The sequence below is a fragment of the Stutzerimonas azotifigens genome (assembly GCF_013522725.1).
In the GTDB taxonomy this organism is placed as follows: Bacteria; Pseudomonadota; Gammaproteobacteria; order Pseudomonadales; family Pseudomonadaceae; genus Stutzerimonas; species Stutzerimonas azotifigens_A.
Genome location: NZ_JAAMRF010000001.1, coordinates 12,445 through 37,497, shown reverse-complemented (window position 1 = coordinate 37,497; position 25,053 = coordinate 12,445). Strand labels below are relative to the sequence as shown.

19 protein-coding genes and 2 pseudogenes are annotated in these 25,053 nt (G+C 61.4%); 9 read left to right on the top strand and 12 right to left on the bottom strand.

The features are described 5' to 3' along the window. Nucleotides 1-5 precede the first annotated feature (5 nt). The 7 genes from G7026_RS00175 to G7026_RS00145 all read right to left on the bottom strand — a co-directional run bounded on the left by G7026_RS00175 (nucleotide 6) and on the right by G7026_RS00145 (nucleotide 9,106). Nucleotides 6-1,175, bottom strand: coding sequence for an aromatic ring-hydroxylating oxygenase subunit alpha (locus tag G7026_RS00175; protein ID WP_181068559.1), 1,170 nt, complete (start codon nucleotides 1,173-1,175; stop codon nucleotides 6-8). A 108-nt stretch (nucleotides 1,176-1,283) separates the two neighbouring features. Then, nucleotides 1,284-3,143 (bottom strand): IucA/IucC family protein, encoded by a 1,860-nt coding sequence (locus G7026_RS00170; RefSeq protein ID WP_308811729.1) that lies wholly within the window; start codon nucleotides 3,141-3,143, stop codon nucleotides 1,284-1,286. Then, nucleotides 3,140-3,715 carry a GNAT family N-acetyltransferase gene (locus G7026_RS00165; protein ID WP_181068558.1) on the bottom strand — a complete coding sequence of 192 codons (576 nt, stop codon included), beginning with the start codon at nucleotides 3,713-3,715 and terminating at the stop codon, nucleotides 3,140-3,142. The genes G7026_RS00170 and G7026_RS00165 overlap by 4 nt, the downstream gene beginning before the upstream one ends. Beyond that, complete coding sequence (locus G7026_RS00160; protein WP_181068557.1) at nucleotides 3,708-4,904, bottom strand: MFS transporter; 1,197 nt, start codon at nucleotides 4,902-4,904, stop codon at nucleotides 3,708-3,710. The genes G7026_RS00165 and G7026_RS00160 overlap by 8 nt, the downstream gene beginning before the upstream one ends. After that, nucleotides 4,901-6,235 (bottom strand): lysine N(6)-hydroxylase/L-ornithine N(5)-oxygenase family protein, encoded by a 1,335-nt coding sequence (locus G7026_RS00155; RefSeq protein WP_181068556.1) that lies wholly within the window; start codon nucleotides 6,233-6,235, stop codon nucleotides 4,901-4,903. The genes G7026_RS00160 and G7026_RS00155 overlap by 4 nt, the downstream gene beginning before the upstream one ends. A 495-nt stretch (nucleotides 6,236-6,730) precedes the next feature. Further along, entirely contained in the window at nucleotides 6,731-7,459 is a 729-nt protein-coding gene (locus G7026_RS00150; RefSeq protein ID WP_181068555.1) for a TrmH family RNA methyltransferase, read from the bottom strand. 9 nt (nucleotides 7,460-7,468) lie between these two features. After that, nucleotides 7,469-9,106 (bottom strand): NAD(P)/FAD-dependent oxidoreductase, encoded by a 1,638-nt coding sequence (locus G7026_RS00145; RefSeq protein WP_181068554.1) that lies wholly within the window; start codon nucleotides 9,104-9,106, stop codon nucleotides 7,469-7,471. 259 nt (nucleotides 9,107-9,365) lie between these two features. On the opposite strand from G7026_RS00145, the gene rlmE reads away from it, so the two are divergent. Next, nucleotides 9,366-9,986: a 23S rRNA (uridine(2552)-2'-O)-methyltransferase RlmE gene (gene rlmE / locus G7026_RS00140; RefSeq protein WP_138406992.1), complete on the top strand. Its 621-nt coding sequence runs from the start codon at nucleotides 9,366-9,368 to the stop codon at nucleotides 9,984-9,986. Nucleotides 9,987-10,043: 57 nt separating this feature from the next. Here the strand turns inward: rlmE and G7026_RS00135 are convergent. The 3 genes and pseudogenes from G7026_RS00135 to yedA form a co-directional block, all read right to left on the bottom strand. Next, nucleotides 10,044-10,415, bottom strand: a pseudogene (locus G7026_RS00135) (efflux RND transporter permease subunit); the annotation flags it as partial. 219 nt (nucleotides 10,416-10,634) lie between these two features. Beyond that, nucleotides 10,635-11,960: a DEAD/DEAH box helicase gene (locus G7026_RS00130; RefSeq protein WP_181068552.1), complete on the bottom strand. Its 1,326-nt coding sequence runs from the start codon at nucleotides 11,958-11,960 to the stop codon at nucleotides 10,635-10,637. 64 nt (nucleotides 11,961-12,024) lie between these two features. After that, complete coding sequence (yedA, locus tag G7026_RS00125; RefSeq protein WP_181068551.1) at nucleotides 12,025-12,924, bottom strand: drug/metabolite exporter YedA; 900 nt, start codon at nucleotides 12,922-12,924, stop codon at nucleotides 12,025-12,027. A gap of 155 nt (nucleotides 12,925-13,079) precedes the next feature. Between yedA and G7026_RS00120 the strand changes: the two genes are divergently transcribed. Then, nucleotides 13,080-13,541, top strand: a complete 462-nt coding sequence (locus G7026_RS00120; protein WP_181068550.1) for an Lrp/AsnC family transcriptional regulator — start codon at nucleotides 13,080-13,082, stop codon at nucleotides 13,539-13,541. Here the strand turns inward: G7026_RS00120 and G7026_RS00115 are convergent. Then, complete coding sequence (locus G7026_RS00115; protein ID WP_181068548.1) at nucleotides 13,538-14,011, bottom strand: LabA-like NYN domain-containing protein; 474 nt, start codon at nucleotides 14,009-14,011, stop codon at nucleotides 13,538-13,540. The two genes, G7026_RS00120 and G7026_RS00115, sit on opposite strands and share 4 nt — an antisense overlap. 161 nt (nucleotides 14,012-14,172) lie before the next feature. Here G7026_RS00115 and G7026_RS00110 point away from each other — a divergent pair, with 161 nt between their 5' ends. The 3 genes from G7026_RS00110 (at nucleotide 14,173) to G7026_RS00100 (ending at nucleotide 16,385) form a co-directional block, all read left to right on the top strand. Next, a complete protein-coding gene (locus G7026_RS00110) occupies nucleotides 14,173-14,850 on the top strand; it encodes a hypothetical protein (RefSeq protein ID WP_181068547.1) in 678 nt (225 codons plus the stop codon). A gap of 33 nt (nucleotides 14,851-14,883) precedes the next feature. Beyond that, entirely contained in the window at nucleotides 14,884-15,282 is a 399-nt protein-coding gene (locus G7026_RS00105; RefSeq protein WP_181068546.1) for a VOC family protein, read from the top strand. Between the two features lie 71 nt (nucleotides 15,283-15,353). Next, on the top strand, nucleotides 15,354-16,385 hold the full coding sequence (locus G7026_RS00100) for an endonuclease/exonuclease/phosphatase family protein (protein WP_181068544.1): 1,032 nt from the start codon (nucleotides 15,354-15,356) through the stop codon (nucleotides 16,383-16,385). Between the two features lie 3 nt (nucleotides 16,386-16,388). Here G7026_RS00100 and hrpB read toward each other — a convergent pair. Continuing rightward, nucleotides 16,389-18,521: pseudogene (gene hrpB, locus G7026_RS00095) on the bottom strand (ATP-dependent helicase HrpB); the annotation flags it as partial. 402 nt (nucleotides 18,522-18,923) lie between these two features. On the opposite strand from hrpB, the gene G7026_RS00090 reads away from it, so the two are divergent. From G7026_RS00090 to G7026_RS22525, 4 genes are read left to right on the top strand one after another with little or no spacing between them, the layout of a single operon-like run. After that, a complete protein-coding gene (locus G7026_RS00090) occupies nucleotides 18,924-20,885 on the top strand; it encodes a hypothetical protein (protein WP_138407004.1) in 1,962 nt (653 codons plus the stop codon). Beyond that, a complete protein-coding gene (locus tag G7026_RS00085) occupies nucleotides 20,875-22,971 on the top strand; it encodes a phage integrase (RefSeq protein ID WP_015275583.1) in 2,097 nt (698 codons plus the stop codon). The genes G7026_RS00090 and G7026_RS00085 overlap by 11 nt, the downstream gene beginning before the upstream one ends. Beyond that, complete coding sequence (locus tag G7026_RS00080) at nucleotides 22,972-23,580, top strand: hypothetical protein (protein WP_015275582.1); 609 nt, start codon at nucleotides 22,972-22,974, stop codon at nucleotides 23,578-23,580. Next, complete coding sequence (locus tag G7026_RS22525) at nucleotides 23,577-25,046, top strand: tyrosine-type recombinase/integrase (protein ID WP_063613243.1); 1,470 nt, start codon at nucleotides 23,577-23,579, stop codon at nucleotides 25,044-25,046. The genes G7026_RS00080 and G7026_RS22525 overlap by 4 nt, the downstream gene beginning before the upstream one ends. Nucleotides 25,047-25,053 lie beyond the last annotated feature (7 nt).

Here is a 25,053-nt window from a genome sequence, read left to right as displayed (position 1 = left end):
TGGCGTCATGCCGGGGTCGTCTGGGTTTGCATGACCGCGCGATACCAGCCGTGGAAGTGCTGCATGCCTTCCTCCAACGGCACCTGGTAGGGGCCGCGGTCATCCTCGCCACGGCGGTAGAGCGCTCGTCGGCCGGCGTCGGTGCGCTCGGCGATCTCGTCATCCTCCAGGGCGGTCTCCAGGTAGGCGGCGCGATGCGCCTCGCACAGCTCGCGGTTGGTCTGGCGCAGTTCGGCGGGGTAATAGAACTCGATGACGTTGAGCGTCTCGTGCACGCCCTGCGGGTACAGCGTCGAAAGCACCAGCGCGTGCGGGAAGACCTCGATCATGTGGGTCGGGTAGTAGCTGGCCCAGATCGCGCCGAAGTCCGGCGAGCGGCCACTGAAATGCGCCATCAGCCCCTCATGCCAGGCGCGGTAGGCCTCGGTGCCGGCGCGCGCGAGGTTGGGCGCCACCGCGATGCGCTGCAGGCTGTACCAGTCGCCGTATTCCCAGCTCAACCCACCGCTGTGCACGTAGCGGCGCAGGCCTGGGTGGAAGGAGGCGATGTGGTAGTCGTCGTTGTAGATCTCGATGAAAGTCTTCCAGTTGCACTGGCAGGGGTGCGCCTCGACGTGATCAAGCTCGTAGCCGGCGAAGTCCATTTCCGGGCGGTCGAACAGCGGGCCGATGTCGGCAGCGGGGTCGCGCTCACCCTCGAAGAGAAAGCCGCCGACGTTGAACAGCGGGTAGCGCGGCAAGTTGCGGCAGGGCCGCTCGGGGAATTTCGGGGCGCCGACGATCAGGCCGTGGCTGTCGTAGGTCCAGGCGTGCAACGGGCAGAGGATGCGCCCGCCAGTGGCCCGCAGGTTGCCGTGGCGGATGGCGCAGGGGTCGCTGTCGAGGCTGTGGTCGCCGAGCATCAGCGCCTGGCGGTGCCGGCAGACGTTGGAGAGCAGCTCCACGCCGTTCTCGTTGCGCACGAGGATACGGCTGTGCGCGTCCTGCGGCAGGGCGTACCAGTCGCCGGGATTCGGGACCATTTTCTCGTGCCCGACATAGCGCGCGCTGCGGCGGAAGATCAGTGCCTGTTCACGCTCGTAGATGGCCGGATCGCAGTAATCGCGCACGGTGAGTTGCGGCAGGTCGTCGGCCGGGCGCAGGGCCGGCTCGGGCAGTCTGTTGGGGTTGAACATGCAAGGCTCCTTGATACCGGCGCCCGACGCACCGCGTTCGGTCGAACGCGGCGGCGAGGCCCGGCATGGGCTTCTCGAGTTCACCGGCCAGCGGGGCCGGTCGCAGGGCTACACCGTCAGCGCGGATTCACTGCTGGGTTCGCGGCGCTGCTGGGCCAGCCCGTACGGCGCCACCGGGTTATCCAGCGGATCGGCCATGATCAGGCTGCCGGCCGGGTTGGCCAGGTCCACCATCTGCAGGTTGTTCTTCAGTTGCAGCCGGTTGAGGCACGAGTGCAGGAAGGTCGGCGCAAAGAAGTCGTAGCGCGCAAAACGCTCGGCCAGCTCCGGATGCGCACGCTGGTAGTCGAGCACCGACTCGGCGACGGTGCGCCAGAAGCGCGGCTCCTCCAGCGCGCCGCTGTCGTCCAGCAGCTGGCCCATGTGGCGGAACACGCCGTCGAAGATGTCGATGAAGATGCCGAGGATCTTGAAGTCCTCCGGCACGTCGACCGCCAGGCGCTCGAGCCCTTCGGGCATCTGCGCGTCCTTGTCGAGGATGGCCGACTCCTCGGCGATGTCTTTCATGAACACCCGCGTCGGCACGTGGCCTTCGAGGACCAGGATGAGGTTTTCGCCGTGCGGCATGAAGACCAGGTGATGGGCATAGAAGCAGTGCACCACCGGAATCAGGAAGGCCTCCAGGTAGCACCGTAACCAGGCCGTCGCGGTAAGCCCGGAGCGGCGGATCAGTTCCGGTAGCAAGGGCGCGCCCTGCGGGTCTACGTGCAGCAGCGCGGCCATGGTCATCAGCCGCTCGCCCGATTGCAGCCGCGGGATGGGGCTTTCCCGCCAGAGCGCCGAAAGCATCTTCTTGTAGGGACTGTCGGTCTCCAGCGCCGCCTCGTAATAGCGGTTGCGATAGCCGACCGAGGCCACCTCGCGCAGGATGCCGAAGCCGTGCGTCTGTAGCACCGGGTCGGCGCTGATCAGTCCGTCGAGGTAGGCGTTGATCGCCGGCGTGCCGGCCATGTAGTACGGCGACAGCCCGCGCATGAAGCCCATGTTGAGCACCGAGAGCGAGGTCTTCACGTAGCAGCGTTCGGGCGCGGAGACGTTGAAGTAGGTACGCACCGACTGCTGCGCGCAATAGCGATCCTCACTGAGCCCGAGCGGCACGATGTGGCGCTCGGCGACATCGGCGGCGAACATGATCGACAGCTTGTTGAACCACTGCCAGGGATGAGCCGGCATGAACAGGTAGTCGGCCGGGTCCAGCCCCTCGTCGGCCAGCTGCTGGCGGAACGCGATGAGCTGCCGCTCGCCCAGCTCCTGGCGCAACAGCGTCTCGTGGTCTAGACCGGGCACGGCGGCGAAATGTGCGTTGTCCCGATGCACTGCCAACCAGGCGATGGCGAAACGGCCCCCGGTCTCCGGCGCGTAGGCGTGGTAGTCGAGCGCATCGAAGCCCAGCCGCCCGTTGTTGGCGACGAACCCCGGGTGGCCTTCGATCATCGCTGCCTCGAGCGTCTGGTAGTCGGCATCGGCCAGCTCGGCGCTGCTCAAGGCGGGGCGCGAATGCTTGTAGGCGGCGCCGAACAGCGTGCTGCTGATCTCGTCGAGGTACACCGGCAGCTTGTCAGCAGGGATGCCCAGGGTGCGCTTGAAGTCGATGACAAAGGTCAGCGCATCGAGCGGCTGCAGCTGGCCGTCCAGTTCCCGTTCGATACTGGCGGCGTCCACATGCCAGTGCCGCAGCGCCATGCGCCGGGCCTTGAAGCGGTAGCGGCAACCGGGCGTGTCACCGACCAGCTCGTACCGACTCCAGGCCCCGGCCGCCTCATCCAGGCACGACGGCGTGAAGACCTGCTCGTGGGCGAACTCGGCGATGGCCTTGCGGACCAGCAGCCGGTTGACCTTGCGCCAGACGTCGGGGTGCAGATGCGCGACCGCCGAGGCGGGGCGATCGAGGCTCGGGGACATCGTCATGGGGCCTGTTCCTCCAGTGAGTGAGCGAAATCATGGGGCGAGCAGAACGCCAGCCGGGCGGTCTTGCCCGGCAGCTGGACGGTACCGACGTCGACGAAGCCGACCAGCCGGTTGAGGCGGTGTACCCGTTCGTTGCGCGCATCCGGCTCGACCACTACCCGCTCGGCGCCGAGCGCATCGAAGAGGAAGCCCATGACGGTGCGCAGCACGTCGCGGGTGTAATGGCGGATCGGCCGCTCGGACGGGCCGACGAAGAAGTGCATGCCGATGTCGCCGGGCTGGACCGGGTAGCAGTCGCCGAGCGGGTCGCGGTGCGGGTCGTAGCACTCCATGACGAACGCCGGGCGGCCCTCATGAAAGCCCAGGTAGGCCTGCAGGCCGTGGGCCGCGGCGTCGCGGTAGAACTCGGCGGTCGCCTCGACGCTCATGTTCTGCATGTTCCAGAAGTGCGCGTAGTCCATCTGGTACCAGGGCTGGATGATCGCGACGTCCTCCTCCAGGCGCAGCGGACGCAGGCCGAAGGCCGGGTTCAGCGCGGCACGGTTGTCCGCCGGCGTGATCAGTTCAGGCATGGCAGGCCTCCGCGGATGCGCGGTGGCGGCTGTCGACGCCGAACCAGCCGCGGTCGATGGCGGCGGTCAGCAGCATGCCGGCCGCGGCGATGGCGAAGCTGGCGGGCACGCCGACCCAGTCGACCAGGTAGCCGGCACTGAACGACGAGAGCAGCACACCGAGGTTCTGGAAGAAGTTGGTCACGCCGAAATCGCGCGCATACATCGGCGGCGTGCTGACCTTGAACAGCGTGACCTCGAGCTTGACGATCACCTGGTACAGCGCCCAGCCGTACAGGCAGCGCCCCAGCACGATCAGCCACAGCGAATCGCTCGCCTGCAGCGCCAGCCCCGCCGCGCCGAGCAGCAGGTTGAGCAGGGTGTGATCCACCCAGCGCGGCTGGCTCGCCATGCGATGGCGTAGCGCCAGGGCGACCAGCGCGACGATGCCGGGAATGGCGAACACCAGGCCGGTGAGCATCTGCTCGGCGATCCCGGTGCGCGCCTCCCAGTACACCGTGAAGAACGGCCGCACCAGGTAGGCGCTGAAGTCGAACAGGAACATCAGCAGGCTCAGCTTGAGCAGGGCCGACAGCGCCTCGGGGGTACGCCGCGGGGCTGGTGCGGCGCGCTCGCCCGCATCCTCGGACAGCACGCGCACCACCCGCCCGCTGCGGATCAGGTAGGTGCACAGGCCAAACTGCACGAGATCGCCCGCCGCCATCAGGGCCACGCAGAAGCGCGGGCCGAATTCCTGCAGCGCCATCCCGCCGACCGCCGCGCCGAAGATGGCGCCGATGTGCACCACCACCGAGAGCAGCCCGATGGTCACGCTGTGCCGGTCGGCCGGCTCCAGGCGCATCAGGTAGGGGAACATCAGCAGGTAGCTGGCCTTGGTCATGAACATCAGCATGGTCAGCACCCAGTACGCCTCGACCGTCGGCGCCCAGATCGCCAACAGGCAGAACGCGGTCGCGGCCAATTGCGTATAGGCCAGCAAATGCATGGTCTCGACACGCCGCGCCACGCGGGCCCAGACCGGTAGCATGCACATCACGGCGATGGAGATGGCGGCGATGTAGCCGCCCACATGCACCGAGCTGGTCAGGCCGTAGCGCAGCTCGAAGAATTGCGGATAGAAAGCGATGAGGATCGAGTCGCTGATCACACCGAAGGCCGACATGATCAGAATGGTGGTACGCAGCGTCACGAGCCGACGGCCTCCCGCTCCAGCGCGACGAAGCCGCTGTCCTCGCCGGGCACGAAATCCTGGAACGCAGTGCGCGGCTCGCTCGGGTAGTGGTCGTGGCCGGTCAGTTCGGCCAACAGCCGGCTGTTGCGAAAGCACGCCAGGCCCAGGTCGGGGTTGGTCAGGCCATGACTCTGCAGACCGACGTTCTGCACGTAGATCTCCCGGTTGTGGTGATCCACCGCCCAGCGTTTGGACGGTGAGTAGCCGCCCTCCCCGTTCCAGCGGATGCGAGCGCGGATGCCCTCGACGAACGCCGGCACCTGGTGGCGATAGCCGGTGGCGAAGACCACGGCATCGGTGCGATGGCGGTAGCGCCGGTTGAGCTGGGTATGGCGGAAATCCAACTCCCAGCCACGGCCGTCGGGGGCGCGACGGCAGGCGTCCAGCGCCATGGAGGTCAGCAGGCGCGTTGGCGGCGAGTCGCGGTGGCGGCGCTCGTCGAGCAGTGCGTAGATGCGCTCGATCAACGATTGGTTGATGCCGTTGTAGATGCTGCGCTGGTCCTCTAGCACCTCAGCCTTGATGGCCGGATCGAGACCATAGAAGTAGTCGCCGTATTCAGGGGTGATGAGTTCGAGCGTGAGCTTGGCGTCTTCCATCTGGAAGAAGCGCGGCGCGCGGGTGACCCAGTTGAGCCGGTAGCCGTGGCGCTCCGAGTCCTGCAACAGATCGTGGTAGACCTCCGCCCCGCTCTGCCCGCTGCCGATCACCGTGATGCTGCGACCGGCCTGCAGACGTGCGCGCTCGGCGAGGTAGCCGCTGCTGTGCACCAGGTGCGCGTGGTCCGCGGCGGCGCAGCAATCCGGCAGGCGCGGCACGCCCCCAATGCCGATGACCAGTTTGCGGGCCTGATAGGTGAACGGTGTGCCGTCCTCGGTTTGCCCTGATATCTGATAGAGGCCGTTCGCCGCATCGTGACTGATGGTATGTACGTCACGTCCGCAGCGCAGGTTGTCCAGCCGCGACGCAGCCCAGCGGCAATAGCGATCGAACTCCTGACGGTCGAGGTACCAGTTCTCGCGTATGTAGTAGGTGTACAGCCGCCCCTGCTGCTTGCAGTAGCTGAGGTAGCTGAACGGGCTGGTCGGGTCGGCCATCGAGACCAGATCGGCGAGGAAGGGATTCTGCAGCGTGGTGCCGTCGAGCAGCATACCCGGATGCCAGCTGAACGCCGGCTTACGTTCGAGAAACAAACTGCGCACGCCGGGCAATGGCGCCGTCAGGCAGGCGAGCCCAAGGTTGCAAGGGCCAACGCCAATGGCGATGAAATCGTAGGGGGATTCGTTCATCCGCTAGCCTTCTCCGCTGCACCATCAAGGTCAGTGGAAGCTAGTTCGAATGATAATCATTGTCAAACAACAACCATTACTGTCTCAGTGTTCGCGAAAGCTGTGCTCGCCAGAGGCGGACGGCGCTACTAGCCCGTGCTGACGGCCGAAAAGTCGAGCCCCGTACGCGCGGGCTTGCTCGCGGCAGGGGCCGTGCATATTCACCATTTGTAGCAGTACGGACGCTGACGCCTGCGGCTTGGGCGGCTCTTCGACACGCAATCCAGCCAAGATGCGACGAACCAGAGGGGGCTCGACCGTCAGGCGAGGGGCATGTTTATGCAGGTTCATCCGGGGCTCCTGGAAGGCTTGGTTGGTCGCACTTTCAGAATGCCGGGAATGCCCCGGATGACCAACCTACCGAGAGATCACAGCCCAGCCCCTCTGTCACGGCCACCTCCCGGCAGCCGTGACTGCTGTCGGTTTATGCCTCTCTAGGCTCCGCCTTCCTGAGCGCTACCTATTCAGCTCGTAAACGCACATGTTCACCGTCGCGGCCAGGTTCAGCGATTCGATGGCGCCAGCACCCGGAATCGTGAAGGGCTGGGCGTCGAGTGCGATCAGCTGCTCGCGGGGCACGCCGCGCGCCTCGTTGCCGAAGAGGTAGCAATCGAAGGTCTTGAAACTGTCCGATTGCACGGGCTCGCCGTTCATGTCCAGGCAGGCGATGCGCTCGAACCGCGTGCGCAGCGAATCCAGTTCCACATCCAGCTCCAAGGGCGCATGGAAGATGGCGCCCATGCTGGCGCGCACGACCTTGGGGTTGTACGGGTCGACGCTGCCGGGGCTGAGCAGGCAGCGAAAACGACCGAACCACGCCAGGGTGCGCAGGATGGTGCCCAGATTGCCCGGGTCCTGGATCTCGTGCAGGTAGATGGCGCGTTCATGATCGGCGGATGCGGCCGGCGCTGCTATCGTCGGCATCGGCACCAGGGCGATGATCCCTTGCGGCGTCTTGGTGTCGGCGATCTGCGCCATCTGGCGGTCGGTGATCACCTGGGTTTCGAACGGGCTTTGCCAGTGTTCGTAGGCGCCGGTCACGTACAGCCGGCTGCTCTGTAGCTGCGGGTTCTTCTCTGCCGCCTTTTGCAGCTCCAGCAGCAAGTGTTCACCCTCGACCAGAAAATGGCCGAACTCGGTTCGGTATTTTTTCTGGTGAAGTTTCTTGATGTCGTCGAGTTTCATCGGTCCGGCTCAGTTGGCCTGTACGTCGGTCGTTTGTGTTTCGGACAAAATCGACTTGGCCAAGGCTTCGGCGACCTTGATGCCGTCCACCCCAGCCGACAGGATGCCGCCAGCGTAGCCTGCGCCCTCCCCGGCCGGGTACAGCCCGCGCAGGTTGAGGCTTTGCAGGGTCTCGGGGTCGCGGGTGATACGGACCGGCGAGGACGTGCGGGTCTCGATGCCGGTGAGCACCGCGTCGTCGCGATCGAATCCGCGAATCTGCTTGCCGAAGGCCGGCAGCGCCTCGCGGATGGCCTCGATCGCGTAATCGGGCAGCGAGGGCGCCAGATCGCCCAGGCGCACGCCGGGCTTGTAGGAGGGCTCCACCTCGCCGAATTCGGAGGAAGGCACGCCACGAATGAAGTCGCCCACCAGTTGCGCGGGCGCGCAGTAATCGCGGCCGCCCAGTTCATAGGCGCGCGACTCCAGGCGCTCCTGCAACTCCACGCCGGCCAGCGGGCCGCCGGGGAAATCCTGCTCCGGGTTGATGCCGACGACGATGCCGGCGTTGGCATTGCGCTCGTTACGCGAGTACTGGCTCATGCCGTTGGTCACGACGCGCTCCGGCTCGGAGGTGGCCGCCACCACGGTGCCGCCCGGGCACATGCAGAAGCTGTAGACGGCGCGGCCGTTCTTGGCGTGATAGACCAGCTTGTAGTCGGCGGCGCCGAGCTCCGGGTGCCCTGCGTATTTGCCCAGGCGGGCCTGATCGATCATGCCTTGCGGGTGTTCGATACGAAATCCCACGGCGAAGGGCTTGGCCTCGATGAACACGCCCTGGCGGTGCAGCATGCGGAAGGTGTCGCGGGAGCTGTGACCCAGCGCCAGCACGACATGGCGACTGCGCAGGATTTCGCCATCCGCGAGCACCACGCCCTCGAGCTGGCCATCGTCGATCAGCAGATCGGTCACCTTGCTTTCGAAGCGCACCTCGCCGCCCAGGGCGATGATCTCCTCGCGCATGGCGGCGACCACGCCGGTGAGGCGGAAGGTGCCGATGTGCGGCTTGCTGACGTACATGATCTCTTCCGGCGCGCCGGCGCGGACGAACTCGTGCATCACCTTCCGAGCGTAGAACTTCGGGTCCTTGATCTGGCTGTAGAGCTTGCCGTCGGAGAACAGGCCGGCCCCGCCCTCGCCGAACTGCACGTTGGACTCGGGAGTCAGGGTCTTCTTGCGCCACAGCGCCCAGGTGTCCTTGGTACGGCGGCGCACATCCTTGCCGCGCTCGAGCACGATGGGTTTGAAGCCCATCTGCGCCAGCGACAGCGCCGCGAACAGCCCACAGGGGCCGAACCCCACCACCAGCGGACGCTCACCGAGGTCGGCCGGCGCCTGGCCGACCGGATAGTAGCGGGTGTCCGGCGACGGGTTTACATGGCGGTCATCGGCGAAGCGCGCCAGGACGGCAGCCTCGTCACGGACCTCCAGATCGATGATGTAGATGAACAGAATGACGCTGTTCTTCTTGCGGGCATCGTAGCTGCGCTTGAACACGGTGAAGTTCAGCAGATCGGAGTCGCGGATGCCGAGGCGTTCGACGATGGCGCTACGCAGCGCCTCGGCGGAATGGTCGAGGGGCAGGGACAGTTCGTTGATGCGAATCATGGCGATGGTCCTGGCCGGTGACTCCGGCAAAGGAAGCTACAAGGGGGCGGGTAAGCCGTGAATTGTACCCGCCGGCCGCCGCCCCTGTCAGGCCTGGCCTTGGGTTCCGCGCAAGGCGCGGTGCGGGCCGCCGCTGGGCGCCCTGCCCCGCGCCCGGCGTTATCGGCTTATAATTGCCGCACTCTGCGCCCAGCACGTTGCCCTTGTGTCCCGTGCGCGGGTCCGCGTCTCCCATCGATTTTCCGTGCCTGGCCCCCTCATGAAACGATCCAAAAGCAGCCGCCGCTGGCTGGATGAACACGTCAACGATCCTTACGTCAAACGAGCTCAGAAGGACGGCCTGCGTTCCCGTGCCAGCTACAAGCTGATCGAGCTGAACGAAAAGGACAAGCTGATCCGCCCCGGCATGCTGGTCATGGACCTCGGCTCCGCCCCCGGCGGCTGGTCGCAGGTGGCGGGCGGCCTGGTGGGCGAGAAGGGACGGGTCCTGGCCAGCGACATCCTGCCGATGGACCCGCTCGACAACGTCGACTTCATCCAGGGCGACTTCACCGAGGACGCGGTGTTCCAGCAGATCCTCGACAAGCTCGACGGCAACCAGCCCGACCTGATCATCTCCGACATCGCCCCCAACATCAGCGGCGTCGCGGCCGCCGACCAGGCTTCCTCGATGTACCTGGTGGAACTGGTCCTCGACATGGTCCGGCAGGTGCTCAAGCCCAACGGCAACTTCGTGGCCAAGGTTTTCCAGGGCGAAGGCTCCGACGAGTTCCTGAAGGACGTTCGCACCTCGTTCGAGAAGGTGGTGATCCGCAAACCGGAGGCCTCGCGGCCGCGGTCGCGGGAGGTCTACCTGGTGGCGAAGGGATTCAAGGGATAAGAGGCCCGCGACCGAAGCCATTCGGGATGGGGCGGCGCAATCCTCAGCCCCGCCAAACTACTCGGGAACCCTGGCGAGCCCGTGACTGCTCGAATGGCCCGTGACGTGGCGCAGCCATTGCTCGGCGTCATCCAGATAGGTGAACAACACGGGGATGACGAGCAGGCTAAGCACGGTCGAGGTGATCAGCCCGCCAATCACCACGATGGCCATGGGCATGTGAAAGCTCGGGTCTGCGCCCCACCCGAGGGCGATCGGCATCATCCCGGTGCCCATGGCGAGCGTGGTCATGATGATGGGGCGAACACGCTTGCTGCAGGCGTCGATGACCGCGTCCAGGCGTGAAAGTCCGTAGTCACGGCGCGCCAGGATGATGTAGTCGATCAGCAGGATGGAGTTCTTCGTGGCGATGCCCATCAGCATGATGAGGTACTAGTGGCCGTCCCGTTGGCCGGCCGACAGAGGCTGCTTTTGTGGGAGAGGTCTTGACCGCGAATGGCGCCGCCAGGCGCCCCCGGACTCCCCTATGCGCCGCATCAAAAGCTCGCGGTCAAGACCGCTCCACGGTCCGCTGTCGGGTTCCAGCACAGGTTGGTGCGTCGCGTTTTTCATCCCAGGCCCCACGCAGGCTGCGGATCGCGAACAGCACTAGCGCTTCTTGCCCTCTTTCCCACCACCCAGGCTCGGCACCTTGCGGATCGGTTTGGCGTTGGGCTTTTCGCTTTCGTCGAACCAGTTGCCGAGGTGGATCTTGCCTTTGCCGGGTGCGGCGTCCTTCTTCTTGGGTTTCTTCGGCTTCTTGATGATCTGCCCACCGAGCACCGTGGTGGGAACACGGTGCTCGGGGATGAAGCCGGGTTCGTCCCGGCGGCGCAGAACCTGGCCGATCAGCGTTTCGATGGCGGCCAGATGCTCGACTTCATCGGCTGCGACCAGCGACAGGGCCTTGCCACTGGAGCCGGCGCGCCCGGTGCGGCCGATGCGGTGTACGTAGTCCTCGGCGACGATGGGCAAATCGAAGTTCACCACCAGCGGCAGGTCGTGAATGTCCAACCCGCGCGCGGCGACGTCGGTGGCGACGAGGATCTGCACCTCGCCGGCCTTGAAGCGCTCCAGTGCCCGCAGGCGCGACGGCTGGGGCTTGTCGCCGTGGATCGAGTCGCTGGAAATACCCTGCGCCTGCAGCTCCTCGACGAGCTGGTCGACACCCTTGCGGGTCTTGACGAAGACCAGCACCTGGCCCCAGCGATTTTCGGTGAGCAGGTGCAGGAACAGCTCGGCCTTGCGCTTCTTGTCCACCGGCACCAACCACTGCTCGACGGTCTTGGCCGCGGCGTTGCGCGGGCTGACCGAAATCGACAGCGGATTGCGCAACAGCTCGCCCGCCAGCTGGCGGATGGCATCGGAAAAGGTCGCGGAGAACAGCAGCGTCTGGCGCTTCTTCGGCAACGCGGCGAACAGCTCGTCCAGCTCGCGGGCGAAGCCCAGATCTAGCATGCGGTCGGCTTCGTCCAGTACCAGCGCCTGCAACTGCTCGAAGCGCACCGCGTTCTGCCGATAGAGGTCGAGCAGGCGCCCGGGGGTCGCGACCAGCACGTCGACGCCCTTGCGCAGCGCCATCATCTGCGGGTTCAGGCTGACGCCGCCGTACACCGCATAGGTGCGCAGCGGCAGGGCCTCGCCGTAACGGCGGAAGCTTTCATGGACCTGCTCGGCCAGCTCGCGGGTCGGCACCAGTACCAGGGCGCGGACGCAGTTGCTGGCGACGCTCGGCCCGGCGGTGGCCAGCCGTTGCATCAGCGGCAGGGCAAAGCCGGCGGTCTTGCCGGTGCCGGTCTGCGCGGCGGCCATCAGGTCGCGCCCCTTGAGCACCGCCGGAATCGCCTCGGTCTGGATCGGTGTCGGGGTGTCGTAGCCGAGGGAATCGAGGGTGCGCAGCAGGGGATCGAAGAGGCCGAGGGCGGCGAAAGTCATGGCAGCAGAACCGGTAGGACGCGAAGGCCTGCCAGTTTACCTGCTCACGACCGCGCCGCGAGCTTCAGGCCGCCGGTGCGGCCACCTTGGGTCGACGCCACTGCGGCAGGCCGATCAGCAACACGGCGCTGACGATCACCATCATCGCCAGCCATTCTTCGGGACCGATGCGTTCGCCGGCGAAGGCGATACCCAACAGTACCGCCACCACCGGGTTGACGTAGGCATAGCTGGTGGCCGCGGCCGGGCGTACGTGCTTGAGCAGGTAGAGGTAGGCGCTGAAAGCCACGATCGAACCGAGGAAGATCAGGTATGCCAGCGCGCCCCACCCCGCCGCGCTTGGCATTTGCTCCAACCGCTCACCACTGGCGGCGCTGCCGAGCAGCAGCACGCTACCGCCGACCAGCATCTGCGCGGCGCTCGCCATCGGCCCGCTGGGCAGCGTCAGGTGGCGGCTCCACATCGAGCCGAACGCCCAACTTGCCGCGGCGAACAGCACTAGCACCGCGCCGAGCGGGCTCGCCTGCATGTTGTGGCCGAGGTTGAGCAGCCCGATGCCGATCAGCCCGAGCAGGATGCCGCCCCACTCCAGCGCGGTGGTGCGCTGTCCCCAGAACAGGCCGAACAGCAGCGCGAACAGCGGCACCGTGGCGATCGCGAGCGCCGCGACACCGGAGGCGACGCCCAGATGTTCGGCCACCGTCACACCGCCGTTGCCGAAGCTGAGCAGGAGTATCCCGACGATCCCGGAGCAGACCCACTCCCGCCGGCTCGGTATCGGCACGCCGCGCCAGCGCAGCCAGCCGAACATCAGGCTGCCGGCGATGACGAAGCGCAACCCGGCGAGCAGCATCGGTGGCCAGGATTCAACCCCGATGCGAATGACCAGGTAGGTCGAACCCCAGATCAGATACAGCGCCAGGAAGGCGCCTACCAGCAGCAACGGAAAACGGGACGAACGCATGGCAGCAGCTCGAAAAGAGGGACAGGGGTGCTCATTCTAGGTAAGGCGCGAGCGCAAAAATAAGCACAGATCAGGCTTTAAAGGCCGGCACAGCCGTTCAAACGATGGAAAAACAGGCATCATCCCTTTGAAAGCACAGCACTACGGATTTCCTCATGGATCGCTTCGATCGGCAGCTACTGGCTGCACTTCTGGAAAATGCCCGCCTGTCGTTTGCCGACCTGGCGCGGCGCATCAACCTGTCCGCTCCGGCCGTGGCCGATCGGGTCGCCAAGCTCGAAGCGAATGGGGTAATCACCGGCTACCACGCGGCCATCGACCCGTCGCGCATCGGCCTGCCAATCGAATGCCTGATCGAGCTACGCATCGCCGACCACGACTCGCGCCGCACACTCGAAGCGCTGGCGCAGATCCCGCAGATCGATCACTGCTACCGCGTCACTGGCGACGCCTGTGTCCTGATGAAGGCATCGCTCGAATCAATGGAGGCGCTCGAAGCACTGATCGACCAGCTGAGCCAGTATGGCGCGAGCAAGACCTCGATCATTCTCTCCACGCCCTTCGAGCGGCGCGTGCCAGCGCCTCTGCACAATGGCAACGGCGCCGGGCGACGCTAGAGCAGCAGCGCGCCCTCGACCGGCTGATATCGGTCGGCCGCGCGGATCAGCGATTGCGCCGTCAACCCCGGCACGCCATAGACGCAGGTCTGTACGCCGTGGGCCTGGCGCACCTTGTCGAGCAGCATGTCGAAGTCGCCGTCGCCCGAGGCCAACACCACCTCGTCGACCCGCGCGGCGGCGTCGAGCACGTCGATGGTGATGCCCACGTCCCAGTCGCCCTTGGCCGAGCCGTCGCTGCGCTGGATGTAGGGCTTGAGCTTCACCTCGAAGCCGAGGTTGCGCAGGATCTGCTGGAACTGCTGCTGCTTGGCGTCGCCCCGGTCGATCGCATAGGCGTAGGCCTCGACGATGCCGCCGCGGGCGCTGAGCTCGGCCCAGAGCGCGGCATAGTTGAAGTGCCGGCCATGGGCCTGGCGCACGGTGTAATAGAGGTTCTGCACGTCGGCGAACAGAGCAATGCGGTTCAAGCAGGCGACCTCGCAGCTGAAGGCGGGCCAGTATGCGCGCAAACGCGTCCAGGTGGTCAGCCCCCGCCGTGGATGAGCGAGACGGCCCTCACGATCGGCAGTTTGGCCCTGCCTCAGGCTTGGGCTAAAGTGGCGCCCCGCCCGATCACGACCTCTGCCGGATGAATCCTTTCGCCATACTCCGCGACGCCTGCTACTTCTACAGCCGTCACCTGACCACCATCGCCGTGCTGTGCCTGCCGCTGATCCTGGCCGAGAGCCTGGCCCAGCAGTTGGTGGCGAGCTGGACGGCCGACAGCCCCTCGACCGCCTATGAGCTTCTGGTGGGCCTGATCTTCTACCCGCTCTACCTCGGTGCGCTGATCCTGTTTCTCGATGCGCGCAGCCACGGCCACTCCCCCGCGCCCCGGGATCTGCTGGTCCGCGCCGCGCAGATGTGGCCGGCCTTCGCGGTGGTCGCCGCGCTCGGCACCCTGCTGATCATGCTCGGCGCCTCGCTGTTCGTGCTGCCGGGCATCTGGATCATGGTGCGCATCTGCTTCGCCGAGTACCTGCTGGTGCTGCGCGGCCTTTCGCCGCTAGACGCGATCAAGCAGAGCTTCGCCATGACCCGCGGGCACTTCCTGCCGCTCTTCGGTTGCCTGGTCACGGTGATGTTACCGCTGTGGCTGGTCGGTTTCTGGATATCCGCCCAGCGCAGCTCGGACGCGCCGCTCGGCCTGCTGCCGGCGGTGCTGCTCGACAGCGCGCTCGGCATGCTTCAGCTGTTCGCCAGCATCGTCGTGTATCGCCTGTACATGCTGCTCGAGGCCCGCCGGCAATCGCCGGAAACCGACTAGGCTTAGCGAACCCTTTCCGATCGGGCGACTGTCATGGCCGACTCCAACCCCAGCATCCTGTCCCACGTGTCTCTGGGCACCAACCGTTTCGACGAAGCCACGGCTTTCTATGACCGGGTCCTGCAGACCCTGGGCTGCCGCCGAGTTCTCGAGCATCCCGGCGCGGTCGCCTGGGGTCGCGAATATCCCGAATTCTGGCTGCAACGCCCACTGGACGGGCGCCCGTCCAGCTGCGGCAACGGTACCCATGTCGGCTTCATCGCCAGCGACAAGGCCGCGGTCGATGCCTTCCATGCCGCGGCGCTGGCAGCCGGCGCCACCGACGAAGGCGCGCCGGGGCCGAGGCCGCATTATGGCGAGCCCTACTACGGTTGCTTCGTCCGCGACCTGGACGGACACAAGATCGAAGCGGCGTACTGGGCCGAGGGTTGAGTCCAGCCGGGCGCCCATCGGGCGCTCCAGGCTGCTAGGCTTACAGTCCCGTTGCCCCTGCCGCACTGCCCATGATCCGCTCCCGCCTCATCGTCCTGTCGCTACTCGGCCTCGCTGCCGGGCTTCTGGCAGCGGGCACCCTGCCCTATCTGCTGGCCTGGAAACCCGCCGAGCGCGAGCCTGCGACGGTCAGTTGCACGGCTCAGGCGCCCCAGCTGCTCGCCGGGCAGGCGCTGAAGGTGATGACCTGGAACGTGCAAGGCTTCACCGGCAGCCGCGAACAGCGCTCCGATGCCAGCCGTGGCGAGCGCCGCGCGGAGCGGGTGGACGCGGCCGAGGTAGCCGCCAACCTCGCAGAAGTCGCGCGAATCGTGCACGAGGAAAGCCCTGACCTGCTGTTGCTGCAAGAAGTACATGACGGCGATGGCGCCACTGCCCGGCAGAACCAGCTGGCACAGCTGCAGCAGGCGCTCGGGGATTTCTATCCGTGCAGCAGCGAAGCCTTCCATCGCAAGGCGCGCTGGTTGCCCGACCCACGCGAATCCGGCCCGATAGGGGTCAAGCTGGCATTGCTCAGCCGCTTCCACATCGATGCCGCCGAGCGCGTTCAGCTGCCGACGGAGCCCGGCAACTGGCTATCCGCGCCCTTCGCCGCCAAACCGGCGCTGCTGATCACCGAGCTACCGATGCGCGGCGGCGCCATCCTGACCGTCGCCACCACCCGGCTCGACAGCGCCCTGGAGGGCAATGCGCTCGGCCAAGCCACCGAGATCGGTCGCCTCATGGCCGACTGGCAGAACGCACACAGGCACTGGCTGGTCGCCGGAGACTGGAACCTGCCCTATTCGGCCGAAGGCCAGACCCTTGCCCTGCCGGAGAACCTCTCACCCTTTCGCCAGGTGCCGCGCCTGGGGGAAATCGCCGGACCGGGGCAACGCCAGTGGGCCACCTTTCAGCGGGGCGAGGAGTTGCAGGTGTTCGACCACCTGTTCCACGGCGACAGTCTCAAGCGCCTCGAGGCATCGGTGCGCCAGCAGGGCACCGCCGGGCTGTCGAACCACCGACCGCTGATGGTGCGCCTGCTGCTGCCCGCCGGCGACTGACGTTCACTGGCCTCGCGGCTTGGCCCGCGCGGTGGGTTCGGCAACCAGGGGATCGTCCGGCCAGTAGTGCTTCGGGTAGCGTCCCTTGAGGTCCTTCTTGACCTCCAGATAGGTGTTGCGCCAGAAGCTCGCCAAGTCCTGGGTGACCTGCACCGGCCGGCGTGCCGGTGACAGCAGGTGCAGCTTCACCCCGAGCCGCCCGCCGGCGATGCGCGGCGTGTCGGCCAGGCCGAACAACTCCTGCAGCCGGACGGCGAGCACCGGCGGCTGCTCACTGTAATCGAGACGGATGCGCGACCCGGACGGCACCGCGATGTGGGTCGGTGCGAGTTCATCGAGGCGCTGCGGCAGCGGCCACGGCAACAGCCCCGTCAGCATGCCGGGCAGGTCCAGCGCGGAAAAATGCGCGAGGCGGGTGACCTTGCCCAGGTAGGGCTGCAGCCATTGCTCGAGGGTCGCCAGCAGCCCCGCGTCGCTGACGTCGGGCCACTCGCCGGTGCCATCGCAGGCGTGCAGCTCACGCAACAGCATCACCCGGGCCTGCCATTGGCGCAGCTCCGGCGTCCAGGGCAGCAGCTCCAGCCCCCTGCGCCGCACCAGCCCGAGCAACGCCGCGCTGCGGGCCTCCTCGTCCAGACCCGGCAGCGGCTCGCGTGACAGCACCAATTCTCCAATCCGGCGCTGGCGCTCGGCGCGCAGCGCACCCTCGCGATCGTCCCACTCCAGCTCGTCCTGCACCCGTACCTGCTCGGCCAGCACCGTCTCGAACAGCGCCGGATCCAGCACCGCGGCGCGGTAGATGCGTTCCTCGCGCTGTCCCTGATGGCTGCCCAACTCGGCGACCACCAGCCAAGGCTCCTTCATCAGGCCATCCGGCTCGGCGAACTGTGCCGCACGGCCATTGGCCAGGCGATAAGCGCCGCCGCCCTCCTGGCGCTGCCGAGCAATCCGGTCGGGATAGGCGAACGCCAGCAGCGCGCCCAGCCAGCGCGGGTGTTGCGGATCGGCCACCGGGTCGGTGACGCGCCCCCGCAGCAGGCCGCGAAACTGCCGAGCCAGCTGGCGCACGCGCTGGATGCCGCCGCGTCCGGCTTCGAGCTGCGCCAGTCGGCTCGCCAGATCGGCACCGCCGCCACGCTGGAAATCCCGCTCGCTGAGCACCGCAGCCAGATCGGCGCTGAGCCCGGCAAGCCCGAGCGTCTGGCCACGCAACAGCAGGTGGGCCAGACGCGGATGTGTCGGCAGTTCGGCCATCGCCTGGCCGTGGGCGGTAAGCCGCAGCCCGCCCGCCTGTGGCGCGAGCGCGCCGAGACCTTGCAGCAGCGCGCGCGCCTGGGCGTAGGCGGCGGCCGGCGGCGGATCGAGCCAGACCAGCTCGTCGGGCACCACACCCCAGCGCTCGAGCTGCAGTGCCAGCCCGGCGAGGTCCGCCTGGAGCATCTCAGGTTCGGTGTACGCGGCCAGCTGGGCGTGCTGCGCCTCGGACCACAAGCGATAGCAAGCGCCGGGCTGCAGGCGACCGGCACGCCCGGCACGCTGGGTTGCCGAGGCGCGCGAGATCCGCCGGGTCTCCAGGCGGGTCATGCCGCTGCCCGGATCGAAGCGCGGCACCCGCGCCAGGCCCGCATCGACCACGACCCGCACCCCGTCGATGGTCAGGCTCGTCTCGGCGATGTTGGTCGCCAGCACCACCTTGCGCCACCCCGGCGGCGGGGCCTCGATCGCCGCCCGCTGGACGCCGAGCTCTAGTTCGCCATGCAGCGGGCACAGCAGCACGTCGGGCCGATCGGCAAGGGGTTCGGCCAGCGCCTCGGCGACCCGGCGGATCTCGGCCTGTCCAGGCAGGAATACCAGCAGGCTGCCGTCTTCGTCATCCAGCGCGCGCAACACGGTCTGCACGGTGCGCGACTCGATGCGCTCGGCCGCCTGGTACGGCTGACCCCAGCGCATTTCGACGGGGAACATCCGGCCCTCGCTGCTGACCACCGGCGCGTCGTCGAGCAGGGTCGCCAGCCGCTCACCTTCGAGGGTGGCCGACATCAGCAACACTTTAAGCGGCTCGTCGCGCAGCAGCTCGCGCGCGTTGAGGGTCAGCGCCAGGGCCAGATCGGCGTCCAGGCTGCGCTCACGCATTTTGCCATTCGCATGGATTTATCATTAGATACCTAAACCCAGCAAATACGGGATCTTCCACCCCAAAGCAAGGACAAGAATTCGTTGACAATCATCAGCAGCACCCTGTTCTTACCCAACTATCCATTCCGAAAAATTTCGGAGCCCCTAGCCAAGGCCTTTCAAACCCACGCGTCGTCGGAGTTGATTAACGTTCCGCTGAAGCTGCTCGAGTGCTACCTCCAACTCATCGAGGCAGAACTCTCCTACGTCCATCTGTCGAGTCGAAGCTGCGAGCCGATCATCATCGGTTTTGTCGGTGCATTGCGATCAAGAACTTTGGCCGATAGCAAAGAGCCTGTTCGGATTCGCTGGGCTCGACGTTTCGTAGAAACACTTACAAGTCTGCGCGACGAAATTCCAGGCATGCCCAATTTCGACTATTTGATGGCCGACCTCGAAGAAGGGAAAGAACTCTGGGATTCCCAGCAGAAAAAATTGAACCCATTGGCCTTGCGCTATTGGAACGGATGGCAAGTCGACTCCCTAAAAGGAGTACCAAGTTTTCTCGCGCTGGGAGAACTATGGCACTCCCATGGCCCTGAGTTTACAGAAGAGTACTACCGGACATGGAAGACTTTTTCGGCCAAGCAAGCAAGATGCAACACCACATTGTGCAACAAGCTGGCCAGCTATTTATCGAAGAACTCTTTGGAGTGGCCAACTACAACCTTCCAAAACCCAGAAAATATAAAATCATTCTTTTTGCACTTCATGAAGGAGCACTTCTTAACCGCATATAGAGAAAATCTAAATATACCAACCCAGATAAAAACGTGGAACAGGTTCATATCGAACTGCGAAGAGGCCTTTATACAATCAGGAGTTTGGGCAACCCCTTTTGGGGATGGACTACCACGGCCCATCCGCCCCAAACAACACAGAGCGCAAACAAGAGTGTCCGTGTCTGATGAGGGGGTGGAAATCCATGAAAAACTTATCACTAGAGTCCCTCTCGAAATAACTGATAACGAGGCAATAGAAATATTATTCAAAAGTATCCACAAAGACATCGAAACCGTAAAATCCTGGGCAACAGAACAAGCCAATGAACTTTACTCGAGAGTCCAACTTCGTATACTCGCAACCACACGGATAAACTCCTCGGAAATCAAACCTCGAAAAGGCTGGCAGCGTCGGAGTTACGATCACGAATCAATTTGCGCGATTTTTCAAAGCAACGGCTTTCCATCCTCGCGCATGGACTTCGAACACCAATACGGATACACCATATTATCTGCTGATGTCGCAAATATACTTGGACTTCCGGCTGCTGGCACTCTTTATCCCTACCAATGCTTACTGGTAGCAGAGCACAATGAGATCACAGAATCTTTCCTTAAGAATTTTCGTTTGTATGACGACAAAGGTAGAAGATCCGGCTTTGTGAAAACCGACACCGGGTATCAGTTGGTCGGCTTCAAGGATAGAAGAGGTGGAAAGCTAAGCGAGCAGAAAATACAACTAAACGCGAACTCAACAAAGCGAATCTTCGAAGTAATAAAGATCACAGCACCGTTAAGAAAATATCTCAAGGGAATTGGCGACAGCCGATGGAAGGAGTTATTCCTGACCTGCGGGAAGGGTTTCGGTCACCCGCGGAGCGCTGTAATTCCGACTTGGAACAAAGCGCTATTCGATAAACACACACGGATTTTTGAACGACTTGCACAACAATTTTCAAATCATACTTCCTTGAGGGGTACTGAACTAAAAAATTTCTTATCTCGAGTCACCCTTTCTAGTCTTCGAGCCTCATGTGGGGTAGAGGTATATTTAAAAACCCAAAGCGTCGAAGCCATGTCCAAAGCGCTCGGCCACGCAAACCACGACTGCCTGCAACTTTCTCACTACCTGCCGGAGTCAATACTAGCCTTCTTCCAAGCCCGCTGGATAAGAATTTTTCAGCGCGGCTTAATCTGTGACGCGATGAAAGATAGCAGCTTCCTCATAGAGGCCGCAGACTTCGAGACAATGGAAGAGTTAAATCTATTTCTTAAGAACCATGCACTAAAAGACATCCCTGACCACCTGGTCAACCCGGAGAACACTCAAACAACTGAACCCTATTCAGCGAATCAGTACTCAGAGGTCTACATCTCAGTGGATCCAGGGATAATGACCGCCCTCGTATCATTAGAGAAAGCAGTGGCTACAGCGGAACGACCCGAAGAAGTGACAGGAGTAGCACGATACTGGGCAGATCTAACGAAGGCCGTTGTTGCCGAGATCAGAAGGGATAATGACGCACTACTGAAAGACCACCTTTATGTCGCCGAGCAGAGGTGTAACCCCCGCAGAATGGAGAAGTTGATATATGAATGTTGAATTACCAGCAGAGCTAGACTTCCTAAAAGCGTTCTACACCGACCCTAGGACAGAATACAAAAAATCAAGTTGGTTGCTGAGTGATTTCGACTTGCACATATGGAAATATGATTTCAATTTTGCGACCCCCAACACGATCAACTGGGACATTACATTAGACGACGAAACTTCTCTGCTTGCCCAAAAAAACAAGCCATTACTAGACGGGCTAAAGTATTTTTTAACAACATCTACACGTTCTGTTCGAGGATCGGCGATCGAATTAGGTTCACTAGCCGCACAGATGACGATGTTTAACAGGGCCATTCACGTTGCCGATTACATTCTTCTGAATGCAAAAGAATATCAGCTATCCAGATTCGGATTGGCTGGAATCAACAGCCATCACATGAAGAGAATGCTAGACGTCTTCTCAAGCGTCAACGGTTCGGAAGAGTCGGTTTACGAGTGGACCAAGACTATCAGCAAATTTTGTTTAAGCTTAATAAACACTTCCAGTTCTATCGAACTCGATAGCATTCTAGATCAATATCCACGAATGCGCATTGTGACTGACGAACAACTAGATGAGCATCACCTGGAAATACCTTTTGATTTAATACCTTATGCAAGAGCTGCCTTGCATTTGCATGGATATTATAAAAAAAGATCAACTGCTGGAGTCCGCACCCCTAACACCTTGCAGCTAGCGAAATCGCTTTATGCCAACACACTGAAAGGCGGGCATCTAAAACTAAAAACATTAAGCTCATTAGAATTCTATACTGATAATGAGAGAGAAATAATATCGAGAGAGTATCCCGGTTCATCGGTCAGGACAGGTGACCATGAAGCAATGACATCCGGTCCATTTCGCGCCTACAGATTTTTAACATACAACCTTGGAATTCTTCATGAAATTGGGCTTCCAGCTCCCGAAGTATCAGAGCTGAAGCAGATACTTGATTATGAACCATCACTCTCTGAAGCTGCTCGGTTTCGGACGCTGCCGTACCCAATAGTGAGAGACGCCTTCAGAAAATCAATCGAGTACCATTTCAAGTATGGAGAACTTCTAATAGAAGGTTTCTGCCGCATGGCAGAGCATTGCAACCTCAATGGAATTGCCCCTACGCAACTTACCAATGGAGAGTTACAAGACATTATGCCCCCTGAGCTTATCGACATGGGAATTAGGAAGCTTGGGCTTGTATGTCAAACGGTGTCTATTAGGCACGGCGCACTGAGAAAGCAGTCAAATTACTTCATAGAACTCAGAAATAATGTGGGACTGATTGAGTGCTTACGCATCTATATTGGATGTGTCCAGATGGTAGTTGGAACAATCATGGCTCGCCGAATAGGAGAAATGCTCGATTTGCACTCGACTGACTGCCTAGATAAAAGCGAAAGATGGTTGATCTTCTTAAATAGAAAAAGCACATCCAACCTGTTCGGCATAAGACAACGCCAAGCACGCCCAATCGAACCCATTGCCGTAAAAATGATTAAAAACTTAATTTCCATGCAGCAGAGACTTTTAAAAAGCGGATTCATAACTGAAATGACTAGCCTCTTTGCCCCCCCCGGACTCCTCGGAAATGCCGGGCTTAGTCAGCAAACAATGTATGCCTACAATAGAAACCTAGACTTGTTGTGCGATTATTTCGAACTACCACTAAATTCAAAAGGAGAAAGGTACTATATCCGACAACATCAACTTCGACGCTTTTTCTCCATGGTATTCTTCCACTCGAGCAGTTTTGGAGGACTGGAGACACTGCAGTGGATGCTCGGGCACACCGACATGCAGCATGTTTGGAATTACATTACTGAGTCCACTGATGGTGCAGTTTTGCGTAGCGCTAAGGCTCAGTTCATAGCAGAAAGCTTGCATAATGGCGATATCACTGCTTACGAAGATCTAGCCGAAATACTAAAAATTCGTTACAACACAGATAATTTTGCTCTAGTAGACACTGCTGAACTTGAAGACGCAATCACCGACATGATAAAGACAGGGAAAGTCCAGATTGAGCCAGAGTTTTTCACAGACGAAACCGGCCAACATATGCGCGTGGTAGTAAAAATTCAGAGCACAGACTAAATGAAAAAAATCTCCGACCTAGAGCCACATGCTAGCGCCACATTAATAACCAGTGAACTTTTAAAGCTAATCTACCGTAATCCTGACTATTTTTCCAAAAACGAGAACATTCTAAAGGCTCTCAGAAGCCAAGGAGCGCTAGCCAAGCTCGAATTCAATTTCGAGGACTCAGGGGCTATAAAGTCAAAATCCCCAATGAGCATCAACACTTTAAAATCTCACGCCAACTTACAGTTCAAGGGAGGATTTAAGGAACTTGATACCCTCCGCCTAGCGGCATTGAGGGCCATTGAGAAGGTCAATGGCAGCAAAGAGGCCACTTCAACAAAACGCACTAAGTCCGGACTTTCGCGACTAGTAACTGAACTAGAGGAGAGACTTGATAAGCAGCGCTGCGCCAACATGGTCCTCCTCCAGGGATTAAGCCTGGCAATTAACGAGTTAAGAAATATACGTAGCAATCTAGATCCCGCTCTACTTGAAAAGCGGGCAAGCGATGCCGTTCAGGCACTTACTGCTCTACTGAGCCTCCCTCCAGAACAGCCACCCCCCCCCTCCCCTTCTTCCGGAGACGGGCGAGTTACGCGACTGGAGGAGTATCGCAAGTGACAAACCACCTTCGCCAACAACTATTTAAACCACTTAAAGAGCTAACACTCTTTAGCTACCATGCGCATGGAAGTACTATAACAAAAGATGGTTCTGGCCTGCCGTTTTGCTGTTGGCCTGATGGCACGCCCAATAACGTCGCAAATCTCTACATGCTCGCACTACGTGACCGCCCTGGCCGAGGTGGAAAAGGCCTATCAAGGCACGGCGGTAAAGGCGGAAGCATTGGGGAGTATGCATCCAAAATAAGCCCACTAGTTCGCTACTGCTTCAGATACCGAACTGACTTTATAGGACTGTCTGACCAACAGTTCTCAGACTTCATTGACGAATTAAGAAAGGAGCGATCTGTCAACGATCCCACTGTAAATAGGCGCACCGAAACTACACTCCTAGCAATTGGTAGGATCTGTCTAGATTTTTTGCAATTCGTAGGACGTCTTTATGGCGACGATGCATTTGTATCAGAGAATGGAACCATCCGCGCCGTAATGAAAACATTTACTATCACAACGCGCTCAGGAAGAACGATAAAGCGGAGTTATCTGCATCACCACTCTCTTCATGTATCTGGAACGCGCTACCACACGCGCGATCCGATCCCGAGCGAACATATAAAGCTTTTGCGAGATTCAGCAAACAAAATCCACCCATCGAGACACCTTCAACTTCGACGGAATCTGGTGATTTCCTTGCTTGAGCATACGGGCGCTCGACGCAGCGAGATAATTGAAATTACCGTTTCGGACATACGTAATGCCATGAACATGTCGTTCCCATTGCTACGTCTGCGAACCTTGAAACGTGGAACCTATTCCGAGCGTTTTATCCCGATTTCAAGAGTGGTACTAAGCGAAGCTAAGAAATATATTCAGTTTGCCCGCAGAATATCTCTTCGCAACTTCAAGGACACGGATCACGACAGACTCTTTGTTCAAGAAAAGACTGGTAAGCCGCTCGGTGCCTGCAGTATTACGAATGAAATGATTCAACTTAGAAGTCACGCCGGCATCGAAGAAAAAGTCTGTGCACACATGTTCCGCCATGCTTTCATCACCAATCTTTTCGTACTCCTAATCAAAAGACACAAGTTCAAGCAAAAGGACGACTTCAGAAGCGCCCTGCTTAATAGCAAAAAGTTTCTTTACGACGTCATGCTGTGGACTGGCCACAAAGATCCCCTCTCGGTAGAACGGTATATTCATCTTGCATTCGCCAAACTTGATGGATACGAAGACATCGTTTCATCTGCCCATATAATCAGGACTAACCGTATATATGACCAGGCCGAGGAGCTACTTCTGAACGCATTAAAAAATGGTATGCCAGTTGACGAGTACGTGCGTGAACTGGAGAAGCTAAAGCAACTTCGGCAAGAAGATCTCAAGAAAGAGACAAAGGAAGAGGAAGAGGAAGAGAATACGGAGTCAGTCAAAAGCTGGGAGCATTGGCATAACCACCTTTGAATGTTGC